Consider the following 21,985-nt stretch of genomic DNA (forward strand, 5'->3'; position numbering starts at 1 on the left):
AATTTGTGTTTTTCGGCCATGTTATGAAGGAGAAGTCGCCTGATGACTGACGATCAATCATACGACAATATACTCGATGGCGAGATGTTGAATCACGATGCCCAGGGTGGCACCGGGCTGATGATCCCGGACTCCGTTTTACCTTCCAGACTTTATCTCCTGCCTTCGCCCAAACGACCCTTTTTTCCGGGTCAGGCTCAGCCCATAGTACTGGACATCGATCTCTGGGAAGAGACCCTGACCCGGGTGGCCAAAACCCAGGACAAGGTGTTGGGCTTGCTCTATTGCGATGACGCCAACCCGGCAGAGCTGGACCCGACTCAACTGCCTGCGGTGGGCTGTGTGGCCCGTCTGCATCAGGCCCACAAGGATGAGAATGCCGCCCAGATTCTGGTGCAGGGCCTGAAGCGCTTTCGCATTCGCCGCTGGCTCAGCGACAAGCCGCCTTATCTGGTGGAAGTGGACTACCCCGACAATATCGGCGAGCGGGATAGTGATGAGGTCAAGGCCTATGCCATGGCGATCATCAAGGCCATCAAAGAGCTGCTGGCCATCAACCCCCTGTACAGCGAGGAACTCAAGCAGTACCTGTCCCGCTTTAGCCCCAATGAACCGTCCGTATTGGTGGACTTCGCGGCGGCCATTACCACTGCCAAGGGCGATGCCCTGCAGGACATCATCGAGACCATTCCGCTGCTGCGGCGTATGGAAAAGGTGCTGACCCTACTCACTCGGGAGCGGGAAGTCGCCGAGTTGCAGGGCCACATCAGCGCCCAGGTCAACGAGAAAATCAGCGCAAACCAGCGCGAGTTTTTCCTCCGGGAACAGCTCAAGGTGATCCAGCGGGAGCTGGGTATTTCCAAGGACGATCGCACCGCCGATGCCGAGGAATTCCGCAATAATCTCAAGGGCAAGACCCTTACCGATGCTGCCCGCAAACGCATCGACGATGAGATCAACAAGCTGGAGGTGCTGGAAAGCGGTTCCCCGGAGTACGGCGTGACCCGTAATTATTTGGATTGGGCCAGCCAGCTGCCCTGGGGTGTGTATTCCAAAGACCGCCTGGACCTGCAGCATGCCCGCAAGGTGCTGGACGCCCAGCACAGCGGCCTGGCGGATGTGAAGGATCGCATTATCGAGTTTCTGGCGGTGGGCAAGTTCAAGGGCACTGTCGCCGGTTCTATTGTCTTGCTGGTGGGGCCGCCGGGGGTGGGCAAGACCTCGATTGGCCGCTCCATCGCCGATGCCCTGGGCCGTAAGTTTTACCGTTTCAGTCTGGGCGGTATGCGGGACGAGGCGGAGATCAAGGGCCATCGGCGCACTTATATCGGCGCCATGCCGGGCAAGCTGGTGCAGGCTTTGAAAGAAGTGGAAACCGCCAACCCGGTGATTATGCTGGATGAAATCGACAAGCTCGGTACCTCCTTCCAGGGCGATCCCGCCTCGGCCATGCTGGAGGTACTGGACCCGGAGCAGAACAGCGAGTTTCTCGATCATTACCTGGACTTGCGTTTTGACTTGTCGAAGGTGCTGTTTGTCTGCACTGCCAATCAACTCGACACTATCCCCGGCCCGCTGCTGGACCGGATGGAGATGATTCGTCTGGCCGGTTATCTGGGCGAGGAAAAGCTGACCATTGCCAAAAAACACCTCTGGCCCCGTTTGCTGCAACGCAATGGCATCGATAAAAAACGGCTGAACATCAACACCGCCGCGCTGCGCCACATCATTGACGGCTATGCCCGTGAGGCCGGGGTGCGGGGGCTGGAGAAACAGCTGGCCCGCATTGTCCGCAAGGCTGCGGTGCGTTTGCTGGAAGATGAGGCCCTAGTGCTGAAAGTGGGTCGCGACGAGGTGGAGGACATGCTGGGCAAACCCCTGTTTAAACGGGAAAAGCCCCAACAGGGTGTGGGCCTGGTCACCGGCCTGGCCTGGACCGCCATGGGCGGCGCCACCCTGGGGGTGGAGTGTTCCCGTATCCATACGCTGACCCGGGGTTTCCAGCTTTCCGGTCAGTTGGGCGATGTAATGAAGGAGTCCGCCAATATCGCCTACGGCCACGTGATGTCCAATCTTGAGCGCTTTGGCGCCGACGCCAGTTTCTTCAATGAATCCATGGTTCATCTTCATGTACCCGAAGGGGCTACCCCCAAGGACGGCCCCAGCGCCGGGATCACCATGGCTACCTCGTTGCTGTCTCTGGCATTGAACAAGGCCCCCAAAACAGGCTTTGCCATGACCGGCGAGCTCACCCTCACCGGGCAGGTGTTGCCGGTGGGCGGCATCCGGGAAAAAGTCATTGCCGCCAAACGGGTGGGGATTAAAAAGCTGATCCTGCCGGAGGACAACCGTCGGGATTTTGACGAGCTGCCCGAGCATGTTCGCAAAGGCGTGACGGTACACTTTGCCGCTCAGTTTGATGATGTGCGGGGGTTGTTGTTTTCCTAAGCCAGCCGACTTGGCGCGGCGCAGCGGCGCGGCCGAGACCTAATTTGAACCGACAGTGAGGTGTGATCGATCCTTTTCAGGAGAATTTTGAAAGTGGCCCTGGGTAGCCCCTAGACTGACACGCCCACTCTGATTTTTTTGTAGAAGCGGAGGTGACAGATGAACTTACCCGATACGATGCACGCCGTGCAGTTGATCGGTCATGGCGGAATGGACAAGTTGGTCTACCGGGATGATGTGCCCGTCCCGACCCCGGCCGCTGGTGAGGTCCTGATCGAAGTCAGCGCCTGTGGCATGAACAATACCGATGTCTGGGTACGGGAGGGCGCCTACGGTGAGGAGACCGATCCGAGTGCCGTCTCTACCTGGCGTCGCGGACGTTCCACGCTGGAGTTCCCCCGCATTCAGGGCACCGACACGGTGGGTCGCATCGTCGATGTCGGCGACAAGGTTCCGCGCCAGCGTATTGGTGAGCGGGTCATCGTGGATTTCAGCCTCTACAACCGTCCCGAAGGCGACGACAGCCTGGCCGATATCGACTACATCGGCCATGGCCGGGACGGCGGTTACGCAGAATACACCACGGTGCCAGCGGAAAATGCCCACGTGGTGAACACTGAGTTGGCGGATGCGGAACTGGCGACTTTCTGTTGCGCCTACCTGACTGGCGAGCACATGCTCGATCGTGCCAGGGTCAGCAAGGGAGAGCGGGTGTTGGTGACTGGCGCCTCAGGGGGCGTGGGTTCTGGCCTGTTGCAGCTTTGCCGGGCCCGCGGCGCTATTCCCTATGCGGTCACCAGTCGCGGCAAGGGCGACGCCCTCAAAGCGATTGGCGCTGAAGAAGCGGTCTTCCGTGACGATGAGGATTTGCTGGTGGCCGTCAACAAGGCCACGGGTAACAAGCCCATCGACGTAGTGGCGGATCTGGTGGCGGGCTCCCTCTTCAATGACCTGTTGCGTGTGCTCAGACCGGAAGGGCGCTATACCACCGCTGGCGCCATCGCCGGCCCCGTCGTAGAACTGGACCTGCGGACCATGTACCTCAAGCATCTGGAACTGCACGGTTCATCTCAAGGCACGCGGCAAGCGTTCCGCCGCTTGGTGCGCTATATCGAAGAGGGCAGCATTCGCCCCTTGCTGGAGCGCACTTATCCCCTGTCAGAATTCAAGCGCGCCCAACAGGATTTCGTCGACAAGAAATTTATCGGCAAATTGGTGGTTGTGCCCGATGCCAAATGGTCCGACGTGGGAGCGCCCTATGCTGAATAAACTCGATAAGCACAGCCTTAGCCTGGAGCTGGTGGATACCCATGCCGGCGGCGACGTCAGCCGGATTGTGGTAGCTGGCGTCACCTCCCTGCCGGGAAAAACAGTCCGACAGCAACAACAGTATCTGGAGAGCCATGGCGACGGACTCCGGCGCTTGTTGCTTAATGAGCCCTATGGCGACCCTGCCATGTCGGTCAATCTGGTGGTGCCGCCCTGCCACGAACAGGCCCAGGCCGGTTATATCATTATGGAGGCTATGGGCTACCCGATGTATTCCGGCTCCAACACCATCTGCACGGCAACGGCGGCGCTGGAATGTGGCTTACTGCCGATGCAAGAGGGAAAGCAGGACGTGGTGCTCGAGTCCCCCGCTGGTCTGTCTCATATCACGGCGACCAATGTCGACAACCATGTCCAGGCGATCACCACTCGTGGGGAACCCGCTTATGTTCATGAACGGGACCTGAGAATCCATCTCCCTCACTATGGAGAGGTTCGTTACGATGTGGTTTGGAGTGGCGCCTTCTTTGCGATGGTGGATGCGGAGGCTCTCGGCTTTGGCATTACCCGAGAAGAACAGGTGGCCCTCGCGGCCTTCGGCGATGAGTTTGTCCGGACTGCGCGACCGGAATTTGTCCGGGTGCACCCGGATCTGGGCGATGTGGGTCCCCTGCCTTTTGTGCATTTCATGGGGCCGGTGGAGACCGTGGATAATGGCGGCTATCGGTCGCGCTCCGCTACCTATGTGCATCCTGGCGTCATTTGCCGAAGCCCGACCGGTACCGGCACCTCGGCGCGTTTGGCATTAATGTACGCCCGGAACGAGATCGACGATGGTCAATGGCTGGAAACCGTGTCCCCAAGGGATTCGAGTTTTCGGGGGGATGTGCTGGGACCTGCCCGGGTAGGTTCTCTGCCGGCGCTTGAGACCGCCATCAGCGGGCGGGCACGAATCCTTGCCCATTCACGGGTGGTGGTGGACCTGGAGGATCCCCTGGTGGCCGATCTGGATCTGGCGCAGGTGCTGGAAGCCAGTCGTACATAAGTCTGTTGTACTGTGGAAGAGCGGGGATGCTGGAATATTAGTCCCGGCCGTGCCAGTGCTTGAGCTGCAAAATGCAGGCGGCTGGCACATGCACCAGACCAAAGGCACTCAGAAACACCAGCAGTGGCCCGATGCCGCTGCTGGGCAGGTAGACGATGCTCATCACCGCACCAAAACCGACCCCGGCAGCAAATAGGATTGCGCCCACGATCTGGCGTGTGCGCGACACGTAAGCGCGCAGCCGGTGGTGTGCCCAGAACACGGCGAACAGGGTGGGCAGGCAGAACAAGAGTAACAATACGTTTTGCATGAAAGCTACGCTAACGGGGAAATTTCAAACGTGCAAATGGAGGGGCGCTTGGTAGTTCTCGTTAGGGCCGATGCCTGTACTACCTCTGCAGACTTTTCAATCGGTTGTAGCTTTAGAGAAAATATTAAGATATGAAACAAAGAGTTAAAAAGATCGACTTTCCACGTAGCTCTGCCCAAAATATTCAAGGCTCAAAATGAGTCTCGGATGCTTTGCGGTCTTATTACGCACCAAATCTTCATTCAACTGGAGGTGGGTTGGAAGTTGTAAAGAGTATTTTGAGCTAAAAAACAGAAGCTCTATCTCCCATTATCATAATTGTCGCAGGTCTTAATGCACGTCAAAAACCGATTGACGGTCGGAATTTGTTTGTGCAGTATCTGTGTCATTAGCTAAGAGGGTCAAAGCGTGCGATTGGGGGAACTGGAAAAAGCAGTCTTGCAACACTTTTGGAGTGTGGATTCGGCGGATGTGAAACATGTCCACCAGGCCTTAGATCCGAAGGGACTGCGTTCATTAAATACGGTTCAGAGCGCAATGGATCGCCTGTTCAAAAAAGGCCTGCTCAAGCGTGACAAAGTAGGGCATGCCTTTGTCTACCGGGCAGGCCAGCCACGGAATATTTTTCTGGCAAAATTGATGCGTTCGGTCACTGCTGACTTTATCAGTGAAGAACAGGACTTTCTGGCGGCGTTCAGCTCGCTGGCCGAGAATCTCGATGATGCCCAGCTTGAGGAGCTGGAGCAGTTGATTGAACGGCGGCGCAACGACAGTAAGGCCGGAGGTTAGGCATGATACTGGGAGAGTTGGCGCGCAGTTTAAATGGTGGCTTTATCGCCGTCTCGACATTGTTGTTCTGTGTGTCGGTGCTATCCGTCGCCTATCTCCCTGTCGCGCCGTCATTGCGACGCAGCTCTGCCCGCTGTCGGGAGCATGTACTCTGGGCCTTGTTATTGTTTCCCTGGCTGGCAGCAATGCTTGTCAGCTACCTGGTGTTGTCACCCTCGCTTGCGCCCTACAAGCCGGATTGGATGTCCGCGTTAACGCACTGGCATCACGCTGAGCTGTTTGATACGCGTAGCTGGCATGTTTTGCCACTGGCGGTGTTTGCCGTGGTGTTGGTTCTTGCGTTGATACGAACGGGGCTGGCCTTGATTCGTCACCGACGATCTATGCGATGGTTCCTGCAGTGTCTGGAGGTGAACGCATTGCGTGCAGAGCTCGACTCTCAGTGGCCCAGCGCCTTTACCTACGGTTTTTTACGGCCCCGTATTTTCGTCAGTGCCGCGCTGAAAAAAGCGCTTTCACCCGAAGAATATAGTGCCGTGCTCCATCATGAACAGGCCCATCTGAAGCGCTATGACCCACTGAAAAAGTTTTGTTTTGCCTGCTTATCCCATTTCTTTCCCAGCACGGTGGCGCAAAGGCTAAGGGCCGAATATGCCCTTAGTTTGGAGCAGTCAGCTGATATGAAAGCGGTTGCATCGGGAAATGAAAATGCACTGATCGCAAAAACCTTGCTCAAGGTATATCGCCTTAATCGGAGCACCTTGCCGTCTTATTGCTGCGCTTTTGCCGAGACCAGTCTTGAAGCCAGAGTTCGTTACTTGATGGCTCCTCGACCTGATCCCACTGTCCACTACGTCGCCGCCGCGCTGCTATTTGCTGGGATGCTTGCCCTGAGCCTGTTCGGTGTGGACAGCTACCATCACAGCTTTGAACGCTTCTTTGATCACTGATCTTTATTAGGAACGCCCATGCATAACGTTTCCAGCTCAACACCGTTAAAAATACCGATCTATGGTCGGTTTTTTGTTGCGGTTTGCGCGCCACTACTAATGTATTTAGTCCTGTCCCAGGGCGTTCACGCTGCTGAGCCGGACCTGACCTTAGGGGCCGCGATTCAGCGTAGTTTTGCTTCCCATCCCGATCTGCAGGCCTTCGCTTATCGTCGCGACATTGCGCAGGGTAATCTGCGACAGTCGGGCGTCGGTACACCCCCCAGCCTGGACATGCAGGTGGAGGATGGTTTCGGCTCCGGAGACTACGCCGACACGCAAAATCTGCAATCGACCCTGGCTATTATCAGTTGGGTCGTCGAGGGGGATTTGCTGGATACCCGCCAGCAGAGTGCGCGTCAGCGCCTGTCATTGTTGGACGACGATTATCGAATAAAACGACTGGATGTCGCTGCCGAGACCGGGCGGCGTTTTATGACCTTGCTGGGCTTACAGCGAAAGCGTGAGCTTGCCGCCCAGGTGTTGGAAATGGCAGAGGACACGGCCAGCGAACTGGGCCAGCGTCAGCGAGCCGGAAAAACGTCAGCTGTAGATACCCTTCGCGCGCAGGCAGCACGCGCTCGCGCAGAACTCGCTCTTGAAGATTATGATCATGAAATTCGCAGCCAAGGCCGCAAGCTGGCCGCACTCTGGAATGAGCGACAGTTTGCTGAGTCGGTGTCTGGCGACCTGAGCACGACGCAGCCAACACTGGATTTTAATGCGCTCCGCGCTGCGCTGGCGAGCAACCCTGCAGTGGCCCGTCTGCTTACCCAAGAACGTATGACGCAGTCGGAAATTGCCCTGGCAAAAGCGGAAGCGAAATCGCGCTGGCGCTTCTCTGCAGGGGTGCGCCGCTACGAAGCCAGCGACGATGTTGGACTGGTGGCGGGGGTCAGCATTCCGCTGGGCGGCGAGCGTCGCGCCCGTGGTCAGATTGAGGCGCTGAAGGCCGAAGCCGCATTGCATGCGGTAAACGCTGACAATCTGCGTCTGGAGCTTGAGACCCGCCTGTTTGTATTAGCGCAGGAATACAACCATGCCCTTCACGTGGCGGAGGCATTGCGGGACGACATTATTCCCACCTTGAAACAGGCCCTGGTTGAATCCCGACAAAGCTACCTGCGGGGACGTCACAGCTATCAGGAATGGGCGGCCGTGCGCAATGAGTGGCTGAGTGCAAAGGAGGATTTGCTGGATAGCCAGCTATCGGCCCATTTGACCTATCTGGAAATTGAGCGCCTGACCGGGCTACCAACACAATTAATGAAAGAGGTGAACCCATGATCCGCTGTTACGGGCGTGCTCTGCTGCTGAGCTTTCTGATAGCGGGGCTTTTTCTTCCCGCGCACATGGCCATGGCCGCTGGCGGCGGAAGTAGCGCTGCAGCGGAAGCAGAGCCAGAAAAGGGTCCCCACCGCGGTCGCATGCTGCGCGACGGTGATTTCGCACTGGAGCTGGCGATTGTGGAAGCCGGCGTGCCCCCCGAGTTTCGGGTTTGGATTACGGATGACGGTGAGGCTGTTCCACCAGAGTCCGTGGATCTCACGGTCACGCTGACCCGGCTCGGGGATAAAAAAGACGTGATCAATTTCCGTCCCCAAGAGGATTTTCTGCGGGGGGATATGGAAATTTACGAACCTCATTCCTTTGTCGTTACCATCGTCGCCCGTTACCAAGGGGAGACCCACACTTGGGAATACGATAACTTCGAAGGGCGGGTTCGCATTGCCGACGATGTGGCCAGCGCCATGGGCATTGTCACGGAGCGCGCGGGCTCGGCAACCCTGATCCAACGTATTCCCGCCTTTGGCCGAGTGATTCCGGCAACGAATGCCCAGCAACGCGTCACGGCCCGCTTTGATGGCGAGATCACTGCCATTCATGTGGCTCTCGGTCAGGCGGTGAGCAAGGGCGATGCACTGATCACGGTGGAGAGTAACGAAAGCCTCAAGCCCTATACCCTCCGGGCCCGCCTGAGTGGCGAGGTGGTATCCCTGCCAGTGAACGTTGGTGAGAGCACGGCGGGCAGAGCGCTTCTTCACATCGTCGATCCCACCGCCCTGCTCGCGGAGTTACAGGTGTTTCCCGCAGATTTGTCGCGGCTCGCCATTGGTAACAGCGCCGAATTGCGTGCAGGCAGCGCCAGTTTGAACGGCAATATCAGCTATATCCCCCGGCAGCTAAGCGCGGCGCAATCGGCGCCGGTGAGAGTGGCTATCGCTCAGTCGACGAGCCGTTTGCAAAGTGGCCAGTTTATTCAGGGCGACTTGGAGGTGGATCGGTTTGAGGTGCCGCTGGCGGTAAAGCGCAGCGGTTTGCAGGGCTTCCGCGATTTTACCGTGGTCTACGCCAAGGTCGGTGATCAATACGAAGTGCGCATGCTGGAACTGGGTCGTGAGGCGGGTGAATGGGTCGAGGTGCTCGGCGGCCTTGAACCCGGCACCGAATACGTCAGCGAAAACAGCTTTCTTATCAAAGCCGATATTGAAAAATCCGGCGCCTCCCACGACCACTAAGGACTGATCATGTTAGATGCGATACTGCGATTTTCCCTCGCCAGACGCTCGCTGGTCATGGTGTTGGTGCTGGGGCTCTGCGGCTTGGGGCTGTGGAATTTTCAGCGGCTGCCCATTGATGCCGTGCCGGACATTACCAATGTTCAGGTGATGATTAATACCGAGGCGCCAGGCTACACCCCGCTGGAAGTTGAGCAACGGGTCACCTACGCCATCGAGACGGCCATGGCGGGTCTGCCCGCCTTGGAATACACCCGTTCGGTGTCCCGCTACGGCCTGTCTCAGGTGACGGTCGTTTTTGAAGAAAGTACCGATATTTACTTCGCCCGCCAATTGGTGAACGAGCGCCTGGCCTCGGCCCGCTCGCGATTGCCTGCCGCGCTGGAGCCGGAGTTGGGCCCCATTGCCACCGGGCTGGGTGAAATTTTTATGTTTACCGTCGATGCGGAGCCGGGTGCGGTCGATAACAAGGGCAACACGATTACCCCAACCGACCTGCGCAGCGCTCACGACTGGATTATTCGCCCTCAGTTGCTGCGGGTGCCGGGGGTGGCGGAGGTCAATCCCATCGGCGGCTATAAGCGGGAAATTCTGATCGGCCTGCAGCCGGAGAAGTTGCTGGCTTTTGGCGTCACCCAGGACGAATTGTTGTCCGCCGTGGCCGCCAATAACCAGAATCGCGGTGCGGGCTTTGTCGAGCAGCGCGGCGCACAACGACTGCTCCGGGTGCCAGGCCAGGCAGAGTCTCTTGAGGATATTGGCAATATTGTGGTCAAGACCCGCAACGGTGCCCCCGTGAAAGTGAGCGACCTCGCCACTGTGGGCGAAGGTCAGGAGCTGCGCACCGGCGCGGCCACCCAGAACGGCCGTGAAGTGGTGATGAGCACGGTGTTTATGCTGGTGGGGGAAAACAGCCGTAGAGTTGCCAAGGCTGTGGCGGAAAAGCTTAAGGAGGTAAACGCCAGCTTGCCTGAAGGCATCACAGCGACCGCGGTGTATGACCGCACCAAATTGGTGGACAAGACCCTGCAGACCGTGCGCACCAATCTGCTGGAAGGGGCGCTGCTGGTCATTGTGATTCTGTTTTTATTGTTGGGGAACCTTCGCGCGGCCCTGCTTACGGCCATGGTGATACCCATCGCCATGCTCATCACCATTAGCGGCATGGTGCAGACGCGGGTCTCCGCCAACTTGATGAGTCTCGGGGCATTAGACTTCGGCTTGCTGGTCGATGGTGCCATTATCATTGTGGAAAACTGCCTGCGGCGCCTGTCTGAGGCGGCCCGTGGTCGTGAGCTGGCGCTTCGCGAGCGGTTGGAACTGGTGTTCAATGCCACCCGTGAAGTGATTCGCCCAGCCTTGTTTGGCGTGTTTATTATTACCGCCGTCTATCTGCCGATTTTCTCGCTGGATGGTGTTGAAGGGAAAATGTTTCACCCGATGGCGATCACGGTAGTGATGGCCCTGTCGGCGGCAATGCTGCTGTCGATTACCTTTATCCCGGCGGGGATTGCCTTCCTGTTCAAGGCCCCAGTGGAAGAAAAGCCCCACCGCGCGTTTGACGCGACCCAGCGACTGTATCGCGGCGGACTGGAGTTCGCCTTGGCCCATCGTACTATGGTTGTCACCGGCGCTGCCGTGGCTGTGCTGCTCTGCGGCTGGCAGGCAACCCGCCTGGGCAGTGAGTTTGTGCCCAATCTGGACGAAGGGGATATCGCCATGCACGCCCTGCGTATCCCCGGCACCTCTTTGAGCCAAGCCGTGTCGATGCAGGAAGCCCTGGAGGCAGAGATTAAAAAACTGCCCGAAGTTGAGCGGGTGTTTGCCAAGATTGGTACCGCCGATGTCGCCACCGATGCGGTGCCACCCAGCGTCGCGGATAATTTTATTATTCTCAAACCTCGCGATGAGTGGCCCGACCCCAGCAAACCCAAAGCGCAGGTGGTGGATGAACTGGCGGCCATCGTCGAACCGGTGCCGGGTAGTCGCTATGAATTTCTGCAACCCATACAGATGCGTTTCAACGAGCTGCTGTCGGGTGTGCGCGCCGAGCTGGCAATCAAGGTCTTTGGTGACGACCTTGAGGTGCTTGCGGCTGTGGGGGCAGAAGTTGAAGCAGCAATTGCGGATGTGAACGGCATTGTTGACATCCAGATCGAACAGACCACGGGATTACAATTATTAAGCATGGTTCCTCGTCGGAATGTGTTGGCGCAGTTCGGGCTCACTCTGCAGGATTTACAAACGCAAGTCGCCATGGCCACCGGCGGCGAACATGCCGGCCTGTTCTACGAGGGTGACCGCTTTGCCGATATTGTGGTGCGTTTACCAGAGGCAACGCGTAACGATACCGATCGGTTGGCCTATCTTCCGATTGAGCTGCCCGGCGGTGAATATGCACCCCTGCGCGAACTGGTCGACTTTGAGCTGGTCAATGGGGTTAATCAGGTTAACCGCGAGAACGGCAAGCGCCGAGTGGTGGTCACCGCAAACGTGCGGGGCCGGGATCTGGGCAGTTTCGTGCAGGATGTGCAAAGCGTGGTTGGGCAGCTAGAGATACCCGCGGGGTATTGGGTCGAGTACGGCGGCACCTACCAAAGCCTGCAGTCGGCTTCACAGCGCCTGGCCATTGTGGTGCCGCTAACGCTGGTGATGATAATTGGCCTGCTCCTGCTGGCACTGGGTTCATTGAAGGAATCGCTGATTATCTTTACCGGCATCCCCCTCGCATTAACCGGCGGTATTCTAGCGCTGACCTTGCGAGGCATTCCTTTTTCCATCTCTGCAGCAGTGGGTTTTATTGCCCTGTCTGGGATTGCCATTCTCAATGGCTTGGTGATGGTGTCTTTTATTCGGGAATTACGACGAGACGGCGCGGCGCTGGATACCGCTATACTGGAGGGCGCGCTGACCCGTTTTCGTCCGGTCATTACCACCGCTTTGGTGGCATCGTTAGGCTTTGTGCCGATGGCACTGAATACCGGCATTGGCTCGGAGGTACAGCGGCCCTTGGCCAGTGTGGTGGTCGGCGGCATTGTGTCATCAACACTACTGACCTTGTTTGTTTTGCCCGTCCTGTATCGATTACTGCATAAGGAATCAGATTAATGAGTTTTAAAGGAGTACTTCCGCGTATCGGGCTAGTGGCCTTTGGCCTGCTGGCCAGCACGGCGCTGCTGGCCCACGGTATGTCCGAGGCCGACAAGGCGCGTATTCTCGGTGCGGGCTTCGAGGAGTTTGTCTGGTTGGGTGCCAGCCATATGCTCAGCGGCTACGACCACCTGCTGTTCCTGTTGGGGGTGGTGTTTTTTCTCAAGCGCTTCACCGACATTCTCAAATTTATTACCGCTTTTACCATTGGCCATTCCATTACCCTTGTATTTGCTACCCTCTACGGTATTCAGGCCAATTATTATTTGATTGATGCAGTCATTGCGCTGACGGTCTGCTACAAGGGCTTTGAAAACCTGGGCGGCTTTCAGCGCATTGGTGTTCGCGCGCCCAGTCTGCTGTGGATGGTCTTCGGTTTTGGTTTGATCCACGGTTTTGGCTTGTCCACCCGGCTGCAGCAGCTGCCCTTGGGCGATCATGGCCTGGTGACGAAAATTCTGGCCTTTAATGTTGGCGTTGAGCTGGGTCAGATTATCGCCTTAAGTGTGATGTTGTTTGCGCTGATGCTGTGGCGGAAACACCGCTCCTTCGCTCCCTTCAGCCGCGTCGCCAATGGGGCACTCATTATCATTGGCGGGCTGCTGCTGATTCACCAATTGCACGGCTACCAGCACAGCGTCTACGCCGAGGATTTTCCCATCAGTCGGGATGATCATAACCACGCCCACGAAGATATGCGCAGCAGTGCGCTGGAGTCCTATCCCCGTCGCCTGCAACTCGCACCCGGTTCGGGAAGGGCTGCGCCAGACAATACGCCGGCTCCATCCGCGCCCCCGGAACCAACGCCTGATGATGTTCATGATCACGGCGATGGTCACTTTCACAGCCACTAATTCACGGCGAACCAGTCATAGGGAAAAGTCTAAATGAAAATCGTATTGGCAATGGTATTTAGCGTTTTTCTCGGCCAACAGGCCTTTGCCCACGGTAACCATCAGCCCCCGGTTTCCAATGAACAGGCGATAGCGATTGCCGCGGATATTGCCCGTGGCTTCGCCGGGGTCGACCCCCAGTTGGGTTTTGGGGCACTGGCCCAAAGTTGGGGGCAGGTTGAGGGTGCGGATGCCGCCATCGCCGATCGCGGTCAGGGCTATCTCATTGTGAAAGTCGTTAATGAGGCAGAAGCGCAGGCACTGTATATTCTGATGTCGGAAGAGGGCGAGGTGTTTGACGCTAATCTGACGGGCAAATTTCCAGGAATTAAGTGAGGTCTTATCATGCCCGCTTACGTGTTGCTTGCCAAAATAGCCATCGCCGCGTCGGTCATCGGTTTTGCCTCCTGGCTGGCCGATAAAAAGCCGGTGCTGGCGGGCTTTTTGGTGGCCCTGCCATTGGTTTCAATTCTGGCTATTCTGTTTTCCTATCTGGAACACCGCGATGCTGAAAACAGCATCACCTTTGCCAAAAGTATTATGATTGGGGTGCCGGTATCTTATTTTTTCTTTCTGCCGTTTTTCTTCGCAGAGCGCTTGCAGCTGGGGTTTTGGGGTAGCTATCTCTCCGGCTTGTTGCTTCTGGTAGTGGGCTATTTTGTCCATCGCAGCGTGGTGGCCCTGCTGAACTAATGCTTGGCGTTATTGAGTACAAGTGGGCATGAGCGGCACCGGCAGACTTTGCGGAGCAATTCAGCTAGAATCCAACCTATGAAAAACATTCTCTACAGTTTGTTGATGCTGACGGCCGTTATGTCTGCACTGGCATGCGGGGCATTTGCCTGTGAGAATGTGGTGCCCGCCGCGGCAGAATTGCCCTGTCATGAGCAGTCTGAAAATCAGCATGCGCCAAAAGGGCCGATGCTGTTCAAGGACTGCAGCAATCTGGATCTGCATTACTATCAGGCTGATAAGCCCATCCAGGAACCGGTTCTAAAACTGCTCAACTATTATGTCGTTTTTGATTTTTCTGACAGTGACTATCTGGCCGGTTTACTTCCTCCACAAAAATCCCGAGCCCCACCCGATAGGCTTTACGCCGCTCCAGCCACCGCGATCTACCTGAGTACCCTGCGTATTCGCGTCTAGACATTTCTGTATTTGACAGGGAAGGTCTGCACAACCTCCCTCGTTCATAAAAATACCGCTAAAAATACGCGTTAGTTTCTTGGGCCGCGGTGATTCTCAGCTTTTCCCGGCCTGTAACCAGCCATTTGGCTGATTACAGGCGCACCTTCCCTACGAAGGCAGATATTTCTCCGCTCTCAGCAGGTTGGTAAACGCCGAGAGGACATACAGGCGATTGGTGTTTTTCGCCAGTCCACGGTAGCGAACCTTCCCATAACCAAACTGCTGTTTGATCGTCCGGAACGGATGCTCGACTTTCGCACGCACGCTGGCCTTTATTCCCTCCAGCATTTCCTGTAGCTGGTCAGCCAGCTTGCGCCGGGTGCCGGGGCGTAGCGCGATACGCCAATCGACATCCCGATCTTTAAACTCATCTCGCTTATGGATGCCGGTATAACCCGCATCACCCCAGACCCGCTGCTCTTCTCCGTGAAGAAGCTGATCTGCCGCAGTGAGATCATGCACATTCGCGGCTGTGGTCTCGATGCTGTGAATCAAGCCGTCCCGGTCATCCACGCCAATATGCATCTTCATGCCAAAGTGCCATTCATTGCCTTTCTTTGTCTGGTGCATCTCCGGATCCCGCTCCCCGTCCTGATTCTTGGTTGAGCTGGGCGCGGCGATAATCGTGGCATCAACAATGGTGCCTTCACGCATCATCAGACCCTGCTGGCGCAGCTGGGCGCTCACGGTATCGAAGATCACTTTGCCCAATTTGTAGCGTTCTAAAAAATGACGGAAGCGGAGAATGGTGCTTTCATCCGGTAGCCGATCAGACAAACGGAGCCCGGCAAAGCGGCGCATCGACTCGATCTCGTACAGGGCATCCTCCATCGCCGGATCACTGAGGTTGTAGAACAGCTGCAGGCAGTGAACCCGAAGCATTATCGCCAGCGGGTACGGCGGATTCCCGTTCTCACCCTTGGGATAGTGCTTGCGGAGCTTCTTCTCCAGCTTGGCCCAGGGAATCAAGCCATCCATTTTCTCGAGGAACAGCTCCCGCCGCGTCTTGCGCTTCTTGTTTTGGTATTCGGCTTCGGCGAAAGTCAGTTGGCTCATGCTATATTCCGGTTGAAATGGGTCATCACGAAATTATCTCAAATTTTCGAGGTTGTGCAGAGGTTCCCTAATCCAGTTTGTGTGTCTGGAGTTCTTTTTCCGGGGTTTTGTGTTGCAGGCTCTGAGACCCGCCATTGGCGCCAATGCGGTGTGGGTGATGTGCGTGCCTTATCTAATGATCCATTTTCCCAAACTTTGGCCGGAAGCCGTTGGTGCGATCCTGTTTGGGCTGTTTCTGGGGATTCTGGCGCTGCGATCCCGTTCGATCTGGGGCGGCTTTTTTGTCCATGCCGGGGTGGCGGTGGGCATGGATATGGCGTCGTTGATTCAGCAGGATAAGCTGCCAAGTGTGTTCTGGCCGTTTTGATATTGTTCCGGGGTGGAGTGTCGCGCTGAGGCCGATGGAAATACGCACCGATGTTGGGCTGGCGGGTTTTCGCGGTCAGAGCCCGTTCCTACACGTGATCGGACCCTGTAGGAGGTCGCTCCGAGGCCGATGGAATTACGCATTGATCCCGGCCCGGCGCATCGCGGTCAGAGCCCGCTCCTACACGTGATCGGACCTTGTAGGAGGTCGCTCCGAGGCCGAAAGAATTACGCGCTGATCCCGGTTCGGCGCATCGCGATCAGAGCCCGCTCCTACTGATCTTTTTCATTGCCACGGCTATCCCGACAAACAGCGGGGTGGCCAGGATACCAATACTGACACCAATGTATTTGAACAGCACTGGGGCCTTCATCATCGTCGACATCAGCGATTCTTGATAATAGAAAAACCATTGATGCTCGGGTGGAAACAGCCAGATATGAAACTGGTAAAACACCCGTTCAAAACCAAAGGCCAGCAGAGCTGCCGCCATGCATAGGCTTCCCAACACCACGCCGTAAAGTTGTTGCTGCACAGTCGGCAGCGGCCATTTCCGCCATAAGGCCCCAGCGGTCAAGAGCAGCCAAAGCCCGGAGGCAGCGGCCAAGGTGGACTTCGCCAAGCGGATCAACTGGCTGACATCCTGAAGATGAATGATTTCCGCCCGATGGAGGAGGGCGGTGGGATAGTCCTGTCCCGGCGCCTGATAGCGAATCTCCCGCAAGCCTTCGCCCCCGTGATGTACGGCCTCGACAATTTCCGCAAACAGGCTAATGCGCTGCTGGCGGTCAGTGTCTTCAAAATGCTTCCGGTGGCGATTGAGGGGGCCGTACTCCTCAATATTTTCCGCCAGCCCGCCATGGTCATGCCAGAAGCCGTAGCCGTAATTCATTGACGCCACAGCTGCCCAGGCCAGGGTGACCACGAACAGCAATGTCAGCAATCCGTACAGGGCATTAGAGATCAGGCGAACGGGTGGTGGCACGGGCTGTTCTCGGTTGGAGAGGAGGTCGTTCGATTATCCCTATCACTGCGGCGCTTGGCAAAAGCCGGTCTCGCCTCCTCCCTTGTTGCCGATAGAGCTATGGCAATTGAGGTCATTCCCAGAGTGCTTTGCTCGGTGTTGTTGTCGGTTACCGATCTTTGCTGAGAAGTGTTAAAGGCAAAGCCTGAGGTATCACCAGGTTGTGCAGAGGTTCCACAGACTTTTTCCTTTCAATACAGGACATTGTTATGCGCGCGCTATTTTTAGTTGTGATTTTGTTTATCGCTCCTGCCGCACTGGCTCAGGAGACTTATATCTGCCCCATGCACCCTCATATTCACGGTGAAGAAGGCGAAACCTGCCCTATCTGCGGAATGACGCTGGTGGCACAGGCGCCTCAGGAATTACCGGCAAAACCCTCCAGGTCCAAAGAGGGTGACCAGCCTGCTGTGCAGATTTCCCCGGACTTTATCCAGGCACTGGGGGTGACGACGGCGACAGCGCAAGCGCGCACTTTGGCCGCTCGCGTTCAGGCCTATGGCGAGGTGGTGCCCAGCAGCCGCAATGCGCTGGCCCTGAGCATGCGCAGCGAGGGTTGGATCATCGATCTTGCCGCCGATGCGGTGGGTGATACGGTAAACAAAGGTGATTTGTTGTTCACCTATTACAGCCCGGAAATCATCTCCGCCCAGGTGGATTATCTGACGGTGGCCGCGACGGAATCCCGGGTGGAGAGGGCAGAGCAGCGCCTGCGCCTGTACGGAATGGAAGACAAGGCCATCGCGGAATTTAAAGCCGGTGGCAAGGTGATTGAAAAGATGCCTTTTTACGCTCCCTTCGACGGCACGATCACCGAGCTGCCGATACGTAAAGGGGACTATCTTCAGGCGGGCGAGCTCGCGCTGGGGCTGCAGGATTTCAGTCAGGTCTGGGTGAACGCCGCGATCGCCCTTCGCGACCTGCCCTTGCTGGAGGTCGGTCAGCAGGCCAACATTCGCAACCCCGCCACTGGGCAGCGTTACAGCAGTACCATCGAGTTTATCCACCATGTCGCCGACCCTGAAAGCCGCACCGGCAAGGTCAGGCTGTCACTGCCCCACGACAGGGGGGAACCCAAGCCTGGCAGCTATGTTGATGTTGAGTTTCAGGTGAACCCCGGGGCGCGCTTGGCGGTGCCCAGCCAGGCCCTGTTGTATGACCGCGACGGCGCCTACCTGTTTTTGGACTTGGGCGAAGGGCGCTTTCAGCCCCGTCGAGTGGAAACCGGTGTGACTTCCGAGGGCTACACCGAAATTCTGTCGGGTCTTGAGCAGGGGCAAAACATCGTCACCGCAGGCCAGTTCCTGATCGATGCCGAAAGCCGCCTGCGCTCGGGTATGTCGCGCATGGAGAACATGAGCCATGGCGACGACCGGGGTGAGTCAATGCCGGCAACCGGCATGGAGGCTCATCATGCTCACTGAAGGTCACGATCCGCAAAAAGGCGTGGTCGCCAAGATCATCGAGTGGTCGGTGAACAACCGTTTTCTGGTACTGTTGGCGGCTTTGTTTGTCTTTGTTGCCGGCAGCTTATCCCTGAGCAAAATTCCGCTGGATGCGATTCCGGATCTTTCCGATACTCAGGTGATTGTTCGCACAGAATGGCCGGGGCAGGCACCTCAGGTCATTGAAGATCAAGTCACCTATCCCCTGGCCAGCCAGATGTTGGGCCTGCCCAAAACCAAAAGTGTTCGCGGCGTGTCCATGTTCGGCACCTCCTTTCTGTACGTGGTCTTCGAAGACGATGTGGACCTGTACTGGGCCAGAAGTCGCGTACTGGAAGCCCTGACCCAAACGGCCTCGTCGCTGCCAGCGGGGGCAGAGACGGGCCTTGGGCCTGATGCCACCGGTGTGGGATGGGTATTTCAATACGCCCTGTATGACGCCAGCGGCGGTCACGACCTGCAGCAACTGCGCTCGCTGCAGGACTGGTTTGTGCGTTATGAGCTGCTGTCGGTGGATGGCGTCTCCGAGGTCGCCAGTGTGGGGGGCTATGTAAAGGAATATCAGGTCCTGGTCGACCCGAAAAAATTGCGCGCCTTTGATGTCTCCTTGACTGAGGTGATCAGCGCGGTACGAAGTGCCAACGGCGAGACTGGCGGTCGCACCCTGGAAATGGGCGAGACTGAGTATCTGATCCGTTCATTGGGCTATCTTCAAACAAGCCAGGACCTTGAACAGGCGGTGGTCCGCGCCAGCAATGGCGTGCCGGTGCAGATTGGCGATATCGCCCGGGTGGTGGAAGGCCCGGCCCTGCGCCGGGGCGTTACCGAGCTCAATGGCCAGGGCGAAGCGGTGGGCGGTATTGTGGTGATGCGCTCAGGGGCCAATGCCTTAAAAGTCATTGAGCAGGTCAAGGAAAGGCTGAAAGCCGTGCAGCAGGGACTGCCTGACGGTGTGGAACTGAAGGTCGTCTACGATCGTAGCAAGCTGATCTCCGAATCGGTGGACTACCTCAAGATCAAGCTCATCGAAGAGTGCCTGATGGTGGTGCTGATCAGCTTTGTCTTTCTGCTCCACGCGCGCAGCGCCCTGGTTGCCGTGATCACCCTGCCGCTGGGAATATTGGCCGCCTTTGTGGTGATGCGGGCCCAGGGCCTCAGCGCCAATATTATGTCCTTGGGCGGCATTGCCATTGCCATTGGCGCCATGGTGGACGCCGCCATCGTGATGGTGGAAAACGCCCACCGCAAACTGGCCAGCTTGCCGGCCCAGGCCAGCGCCGCCGATAAAAAGCAGGCTTTGATCACGGCGGCAAAGGAAGTGGGGCCGGGGCTGTTCTTTAGTCTGCTGATCATCACCGTGTCGTTTTTCCCGGTCTTTGCCCTCACCGGGCAATCCGCCCGCCTGTTTGCACCCTTGGCCTTTACCAAAACCTATGCCATGGCGGCGGCCAGCGTGCTGTCGGTCACCCTGGTGCCGGTGTTGATGTTGTTGCTGGTCAGAGGCCGAATTCGCAGCGAAGACAGCAATCCGGTGAATCGCTTTTTTGTCGCCCTGTACCGCCCCAGCCTGAACGCGGCGATCAAATATAAAAAGCTCACGCTGGGGCTGTGCCTGGCGGCGCTGCTCAGCACCGCCATCCCCATCAAACAACTGGGCTCCGAATTTATGCCGCCCCTCTACGAGGGCGGCATTTTGTATATGCCCATGACCCTGCCGGGGGTGTCGGTGACCAAGGCGCGGGAAATACTGCAGGTGACCAACCGCCAGTTAATGGCCATTCCCGAAGTGGTCCACGCCTTTGGCAAGGCGGGCCGCTCGGATTCGGCAACCGACCCCGCGCCCCTGTTGATGATAGAAACCTGGGTAGAGCTCAAGCCCAGAAGTGAGTGGCGGGCAGACATGACCCCGGAAAAACTGATCCGGGAAATGGACGCGGCGGTAGGACTGCCCGGCATGATGAACAGTTGGAACTATCCGATCAAAACTCGGCTTGAAATGCTCACTACCGGCATCCGCACGCCAGTGGGTATTAAGGTATCCGGCCCCGAGCTTGAAGGCATCGACGACATTTCAAGGCAAGTGGAAGCCATTGCCCGGGAGGTGCCCGGCACCCGCAGCGCCATTGCCGATCGCGTCCAGGGCGCCAAGTACGTTGAGATCCAGCCCGACCGTCGCGCACTGGCGCGCTACGGCGTCTCATTGCAGCATTTGCAGACGGTGATTCAAACGGCGCTGGGCGGTATGGCCTTGGATCAGGCTATTGAAGGACGCGAGCGCTACCCGATCATGATTCGCTATGACAGGCCCTTTCGCGAGGGGCTCGATGACCTGAGCGATATTCTGGTGTCAGGCGCCGATGGTCTGCAGGTCCCGCTGGCCGATGTCGCCAGCATTGGCATTGCCAATGGCCCCGCGATGATTCGCTCGGAAGATGCCCGGCTAAACGGCTTCGTTTTCGTCGATATCGACAACCGGGATTTGGGCGGCTATGTTGCCGCGTTACAGAATCGGCTTGGGGAAATCCCACTGCCCCCAGGCTACTCCTTCAAACTGTCTGGCCAGTTTGAGCAAATGCAATTGGCCAGCGAGCGTCTGAAAATTACCATCCCGGCTACGCTGCTGATCATTGTTGTATTGCTGTACCTGTATTTTGGTCAGTGGGACCGAACCCTGATGATTCTGCTGTCGGTACCCTTTGGCCTGATTGGCGGCTTCTGGTGGCTGTGGCTGGCGGATTATCAATTGTCCGTCGCGGTGGCCGTGGGTTTTATTGCCCTGGCGGGGGTCGCCGTAGAAACCGCCCTGGTCATGCTCCTGTTTATCGACCAGCGCATGCGAGAACATCCCCCGGAAAACTATAGCGAGCTAGTCGACAACGTTCGCCAGGGCGCGGTACTACGTCTGCGTCCCAAATTAATGACGGTGGGCACTATCGTTCTGGGATTGACGCCCATCTTTATGACCGAAGGCCCCGGCACGGAAATTATGCGACGCATTGCACTGCCCATGCTGGGCGGCATGCTGTCGACTACGGTGCTAACGCTGATATTGATGCCGGTGTTGTATATTTTGTATTTTGGTCGATCGTTGAGAAAAGATTAAGGCGTCAGGAGTGGCAGGCTCTGGTGCGGGTCAGCTATCAGCAGATCCTTCCCACGACGGCGTTGAATGAATCCTGCTAACGCACCGAATAACAGTGCCCCGGGCACGACATATTGACCGATTAGTCCAAACATTCTGGCAGCTTGTATAAGTACAACTTTGGACAAGTCGTGAAGGCCGGTAGAAACAGGCGGGTCGATCAGGGAGAGCTGGTGCAGGGCGATGGTAAAGCCAATGCTTAACTTCCAGGGAAGTTTTGCGCCCAGAGCAAAGAGGTCATCCATGATGGTGGTTTTAGCCATTGCTTCTTCCTTAGCGGCTAATCAAGAGCGTGTATATTGCGATAAGTTTCAGGTTGCGACAAGCTGGAATTAAGTAAACTGTTCC

At 57.1% G+C, this 21,985-nt stretch carries 18 protein-coding genes and 1 pseudogene; 15 read left to right on the top strand and 4 right to left on the bottom strand.

The features are described from left to right. Window positions 1–42: 42 nt before the first annotated feature. The 3 genes from lon to IMCC21906_RS05380 all read left to right on the top strand — a co-directional run bounded on the left by lon (window position 43) and on the right by IMCC21906_RS05380 (window position 4,762). Complete coding sequence (gene lon, locus IMCC21906_RS05370; protein WP_047011308.1) at window positions 43–2,448, top strand: endopeptidase La; 2,406 nt, start codon at window positions 43–45, stop codon at window positions 2,446–2,448. 159 nt (window positions 2,449–2,607) lie between these two features. Further along, window positions 2,608–3,717, top strand: coding sequence for an alcohol dehydrogenase family protein (locus tag IMCC21906_RS05375; RefSeq protein WP_047011309.1), 1,110 nt, complete (start codon window positions 2,608–2,610; stop codon window positions 3,715–3,717). Next, window positions 3,707–4,762: a proline racemase family protein gene (locus tag IMCC21906_RS05380; RefSeq protein WP_047011310.1), complete on the top strand. Its 1,056-nt coding sequence runs from the start codon at window positions 3,707–3,709 to the stop codon at window positions 4,760–4,762. Before IMCC21906_RS05375 ends, IMCC21906_RS05380 begins: the two co-directional genes overlap by 11 nt. Before the next feature lie 37 nt (window positions 4,763–4,799). Here IMCC21906_RS05380 and IMCC21906_RS05385 read toward each other — a convergent pair whose 3' ends face one another. Beyond that, the gene (locus IMCC21906_RS05385; protein WP_047011311.1) at window positions 4,800–5,072 is read right to left on the bottom strand and encodes a hypothetical protein; all 273 of its coding nucleotides are present in this window, start codon (window positions 5,070–5,072) and stop codon (window positions 4,800–4,802) included. A gap of 408 nt (window positions 5,073–5,480) precedes the next feature. Here IMCC21906_RS05385 and IMCC21906_RS05390 point away from each other — a divergent pair, with 408 nt between their 5' ends. The 9 genes from IMCC21906_RS05390 (at window position 5,481) to IMCC21906_RS05430 (ending at window position 14,561) form a co-directional block, all read left to right on the top strand. Next, a complete protein-coding gene (locus IMCC21906_RS05390; RefSeq protein WP_047011312.1) occupies window positions 5,481–5,861 on the top strand; it encodes a BlaI/MecI/CopY family transcriptional regulator in 381 nt (126 codons plus the stop codon). A 2-nt stretch (window positions 5,862–5,863) separates the two neighbouring features. Beyond that, window positions 5,864–6,811 (top strand): M56 family metallopeptidase, encoded by a 948-nt coding sequence (locus IMCC21906_RS05395; protein WP_047011313.1) that lies wholly within the window; start codon window positions 5,864–5,866, stop codon window positions 6,809–6,811. A gap of 18 nt (window positions 6,812–6,829) precedes the next feature. Next, entirely contained in the window at window positions 6,830–8,137 is a 1,308-nt protein-coding gene (locus IMCC21906_RS05400) for a TolC family protein (protein WP_047011314.1), read from the top strand. After that, the gene (locus tag IMCC21906_RS05405; RefSeq protein ID WP_047011315.1) at window positions 8,134–9,369 is read left to right on the top strand and encodes an efflux RND transporter periplasmic adaptor subunit; all 1,236 of its coding nucleotides are present in this window, start codon (window positions 8,134–8,136) and stop codon (window positions 9,367–9,369) included. The genes IMCC21906_RS05400 and IMCC21906_RS05405 overlap by 4 nt, the downstream gene beginning before the upstream one ends. Window positions 9,370–9,378: 9 nt before the next feature. Further along, on the top strand, window positions 9,379–12,477 hold the full coding sequence (locus IMCC21906_RS05410; RefSeq protein ID WP_047011316.1) for an efflux RND transporter permease subunit: 3,099 nt from the start codon (window positions 9,379–9,381) through the stop codon (window positions 12,475–12,477). Further along, window positions 12,477–13,373, top strand: coding sequence for a HupE/UreJ family protein (locus tag IMCC21906_RS05415; protein ID WP_197085958.1), 897 nt, complete (start codon window positions 12,477–12,479; stop codon window positions 13,371–13,373). Before IMCC21906_RS05410 ends, IMCC21906_RS05415 begins: the two co-directional genes overlap by 1 nt. Window positions 13,374–13,406: 33 nt before the next feature. Beyond that, on the top strand, window positions 13,407–13,748 hold the full coding sequence (locus tag IMCC21906_RS16260) for a DUF6488 family protein (RefSeq protein WP_052763382.1): 342 nt from the start codon (window positions 13,407–13,409) through the stop codon (window positions 13,746–13,748). 9 nt (window positions 13,749–13,757) lie between these two features. Further along, window positions 13,758–14,105: a hypothetical protein gene (locus IMCC21906_RS05425; RefSeq protein WP_047011317.1), complete on the top strand. Its 348-nt coding sequence runs from the start codon at window positions 13,758–13,760 to the stop codon at window positions 14,103–14,105. A gap of 78 nt (window positions 14,106–14,183) precedes the next feature. Continuing rightward, window positions 14,184–14,561 (top strand): hypothetical protein, encoded by a 378-nt coding sequence (locus tag IMCC21906_RS05430; RefSeq protein ID WP_047011318.1) that lies wholly within the window; start codon window positions 14,184–14,186, stop codon window positions 14,559–14,561. Between the two features lie 150 nt (window positions 14,562–14,711). Here IMCC21906_RS05430 and IMCC21906_RS05435 read toward each other — a convergent pair whose 3' ends face one another. After that, entirely contained in the window at window positions 14,712–15,659 is a 948-nt protein-coding gene (locus IMCC21906_RS05435) for an IS5 family transposase (protein ID WP_047011319.1), read from the bottom strand. A 67-nt stretch (window positions 15,660–15,726) separates the two neighbouring features. On the opposite strand from IMCC21906_RS05435, the pseudogene IMCC21906_RS05440 reads away from it, so the two are divergent. Then, window positions 15,727–16,026, top strand: a pseudogene (locus IMCC21906_RS05440) (CPBP family intramembrane glutamic endopeptidase); the annotation flags it as partial. A gap of 259 nt (window positions 16,027–16,285) precedes the next feature. Here the strand turns inward: IMCC21906_RS05440 and IMCC21906_RS05445 are convergent. After that, window positions 16,286–17,011, bottom strand: a complete 726-nt coding sequence (locus tag IMCC21906_RS05445; RefSeq protein ID WP_047011320.1) for a DUF1461 domain-containing protein — start codon at window positions 17,009–17,011, stop codon at window positions 16,286–16,288. A 200-nt stretch (window positions 17,012–17,211) separates the two neighbouring features. Here IMCC21906_RS05445 and IMCC21906_RS05450 point away from each other — a divergent pair, with 200 nt between their 5' ends. Then, on the top strand, window positions 17,212–18,474 hold the full coding sequence (locus tag IMCC21906_RS05450) for an efflux RND transporter periplasmic adaptor subunit (protein WP_156165995.1): 1,263 nt from the start codon (window positions 17,212–17,214) through the stop codon (window positions 18,472–18,474). Window positions 18,475–18,496: 22 nt separating this feature from the next. Beyond that, entirely contained in the window at window positions 18,497–21,598 is a 3,102-nt protein-coding gene (locus IMCC21906_RS05455; protein WP_047013167.1) for an efflux RND transporter permease subunit, read from the top strand. Here the strand turns inward: IMCC21906_RS05455 and IMCC21906_RS05460 are convergent. Continuing rightward, a complete protein-coding gene (locus IMCC21906_RS05460) occupies window positions 21,595–21,900 on the bottom strand; it encodes a hypothetical protein (protein WP_047011321.1) in 306 nt (101 codons plus the stop codon). The genes IMCC21906_RS05455 and IMCC21906_RS05460 overlap by 4 nt on opposite strands. Window positions 21,901–21,985: the final 85 nt, after the last annotated feature.

This window comes from Spongiibacter sp. IMCC21906 (assembly GCF_001010805.1).
Classification (GTDB): domain Bacteria; phylum Pseudomonadota; class Gammaproteobacteria; order Pseudomonadales; family Spongiibacteraceae; genus Spongiibacter.

Coding starts and splice junctions, on each gene's coding strand:
- IMCC21906_RS05435 (WP_047011319.1), bottom strand. CDS start 15,659: ATGAGCCAACTGACTTTCGCCGAAGCCGAATACCAAAACAAGAAGCGC.
- IMCC21906_RS05425 (WP_047011317.1), top strand. CDS start 13,758: ATGCCCGCTTACGTGTTGCTTGCCAAAATAGCCATCGCCGCGTCGGTC.
- IMCC21906_RS05380 (WP_047011310.1), top strand. CDS start 3,707: ATGCTGAATAAACTCGATAAGCACAGCCTTAGCCTGGAGCTGGTGGAT.
- IMCC21906_RS05410 (WP_047011316.1), top strand. CDS start 9,379: ATGTTAGATGCGATACTGCGATTTTCCCTCGCCAGACGCTCGCTGGTC.
- lon (WP_047011308.1), top strand. CDS start 43: ATGACTGACGATCAATCATACGACAATATACTCGATGGCGAGATGTTG.
- IMCC21906_RS05430 (WP_047011318.1), top strand. CDS start 14,184: ATGAAAAACATTCTCTACAGTTTGTTGATGCTGACGGCCGTTATGTCT.
- IMCC21906_RS05395 (WP_047011313.1), top strand. CDS start 5,864: ATGATACTGGGAGAGTTGGCGCGCAGTTTAAATGGTGGCTTTATCGCC.
- IMCC21906_RS05400 (WP_047011314.1), top strand. CDS start 6,830: ATGCATAACGTTTCCAGCTCAACACCGTTAAAAATACCGATCTATGGT.
- IMCC21906_RS05375 (WP_047011309.1), top strand. CDS start 2,608: ATGAACTTACCCGATACGATGCACGCCGTGCAGTTGATCGGTCATGGC.
- IMCC21906_RS16260 (WP_052763382.1), top strand. CDS start 13,407: ATGAAAATCGTATTGGCAATGGTATTTAGCGTTTTTCTCGGCCAACAG.
- IMCC21906_RS05385 (WP_047011311.1), bottom strand. CDS start 5,072: ATGCAAAACGTATTGTTACTCTTGTTCTGCCTGCCCACCCTGTTCGCC.
- IMCC21906_RS05460 (WP_047011321.1), bottom strand. CDS start 21,900: ATGGCTAAAACCACCATCATGGATGACCTCTTTGCTCTGGGCGCAAAA.
- IMCC21906_RS05415 (WP_197085958.1), top strand. CDS start 12,477: ATGAGTTTTAAAGGAGTACTTCCGCGTATCGGGCTAGTGGCCTTTGGC.
- IMCC21906_RS05405 (WP_047011315.1), top strand. CDS start 8,134: ATGATCCGCTGTTACGGGCGTGCTCTGCTGCTGAGCTTTCTGATAGCG.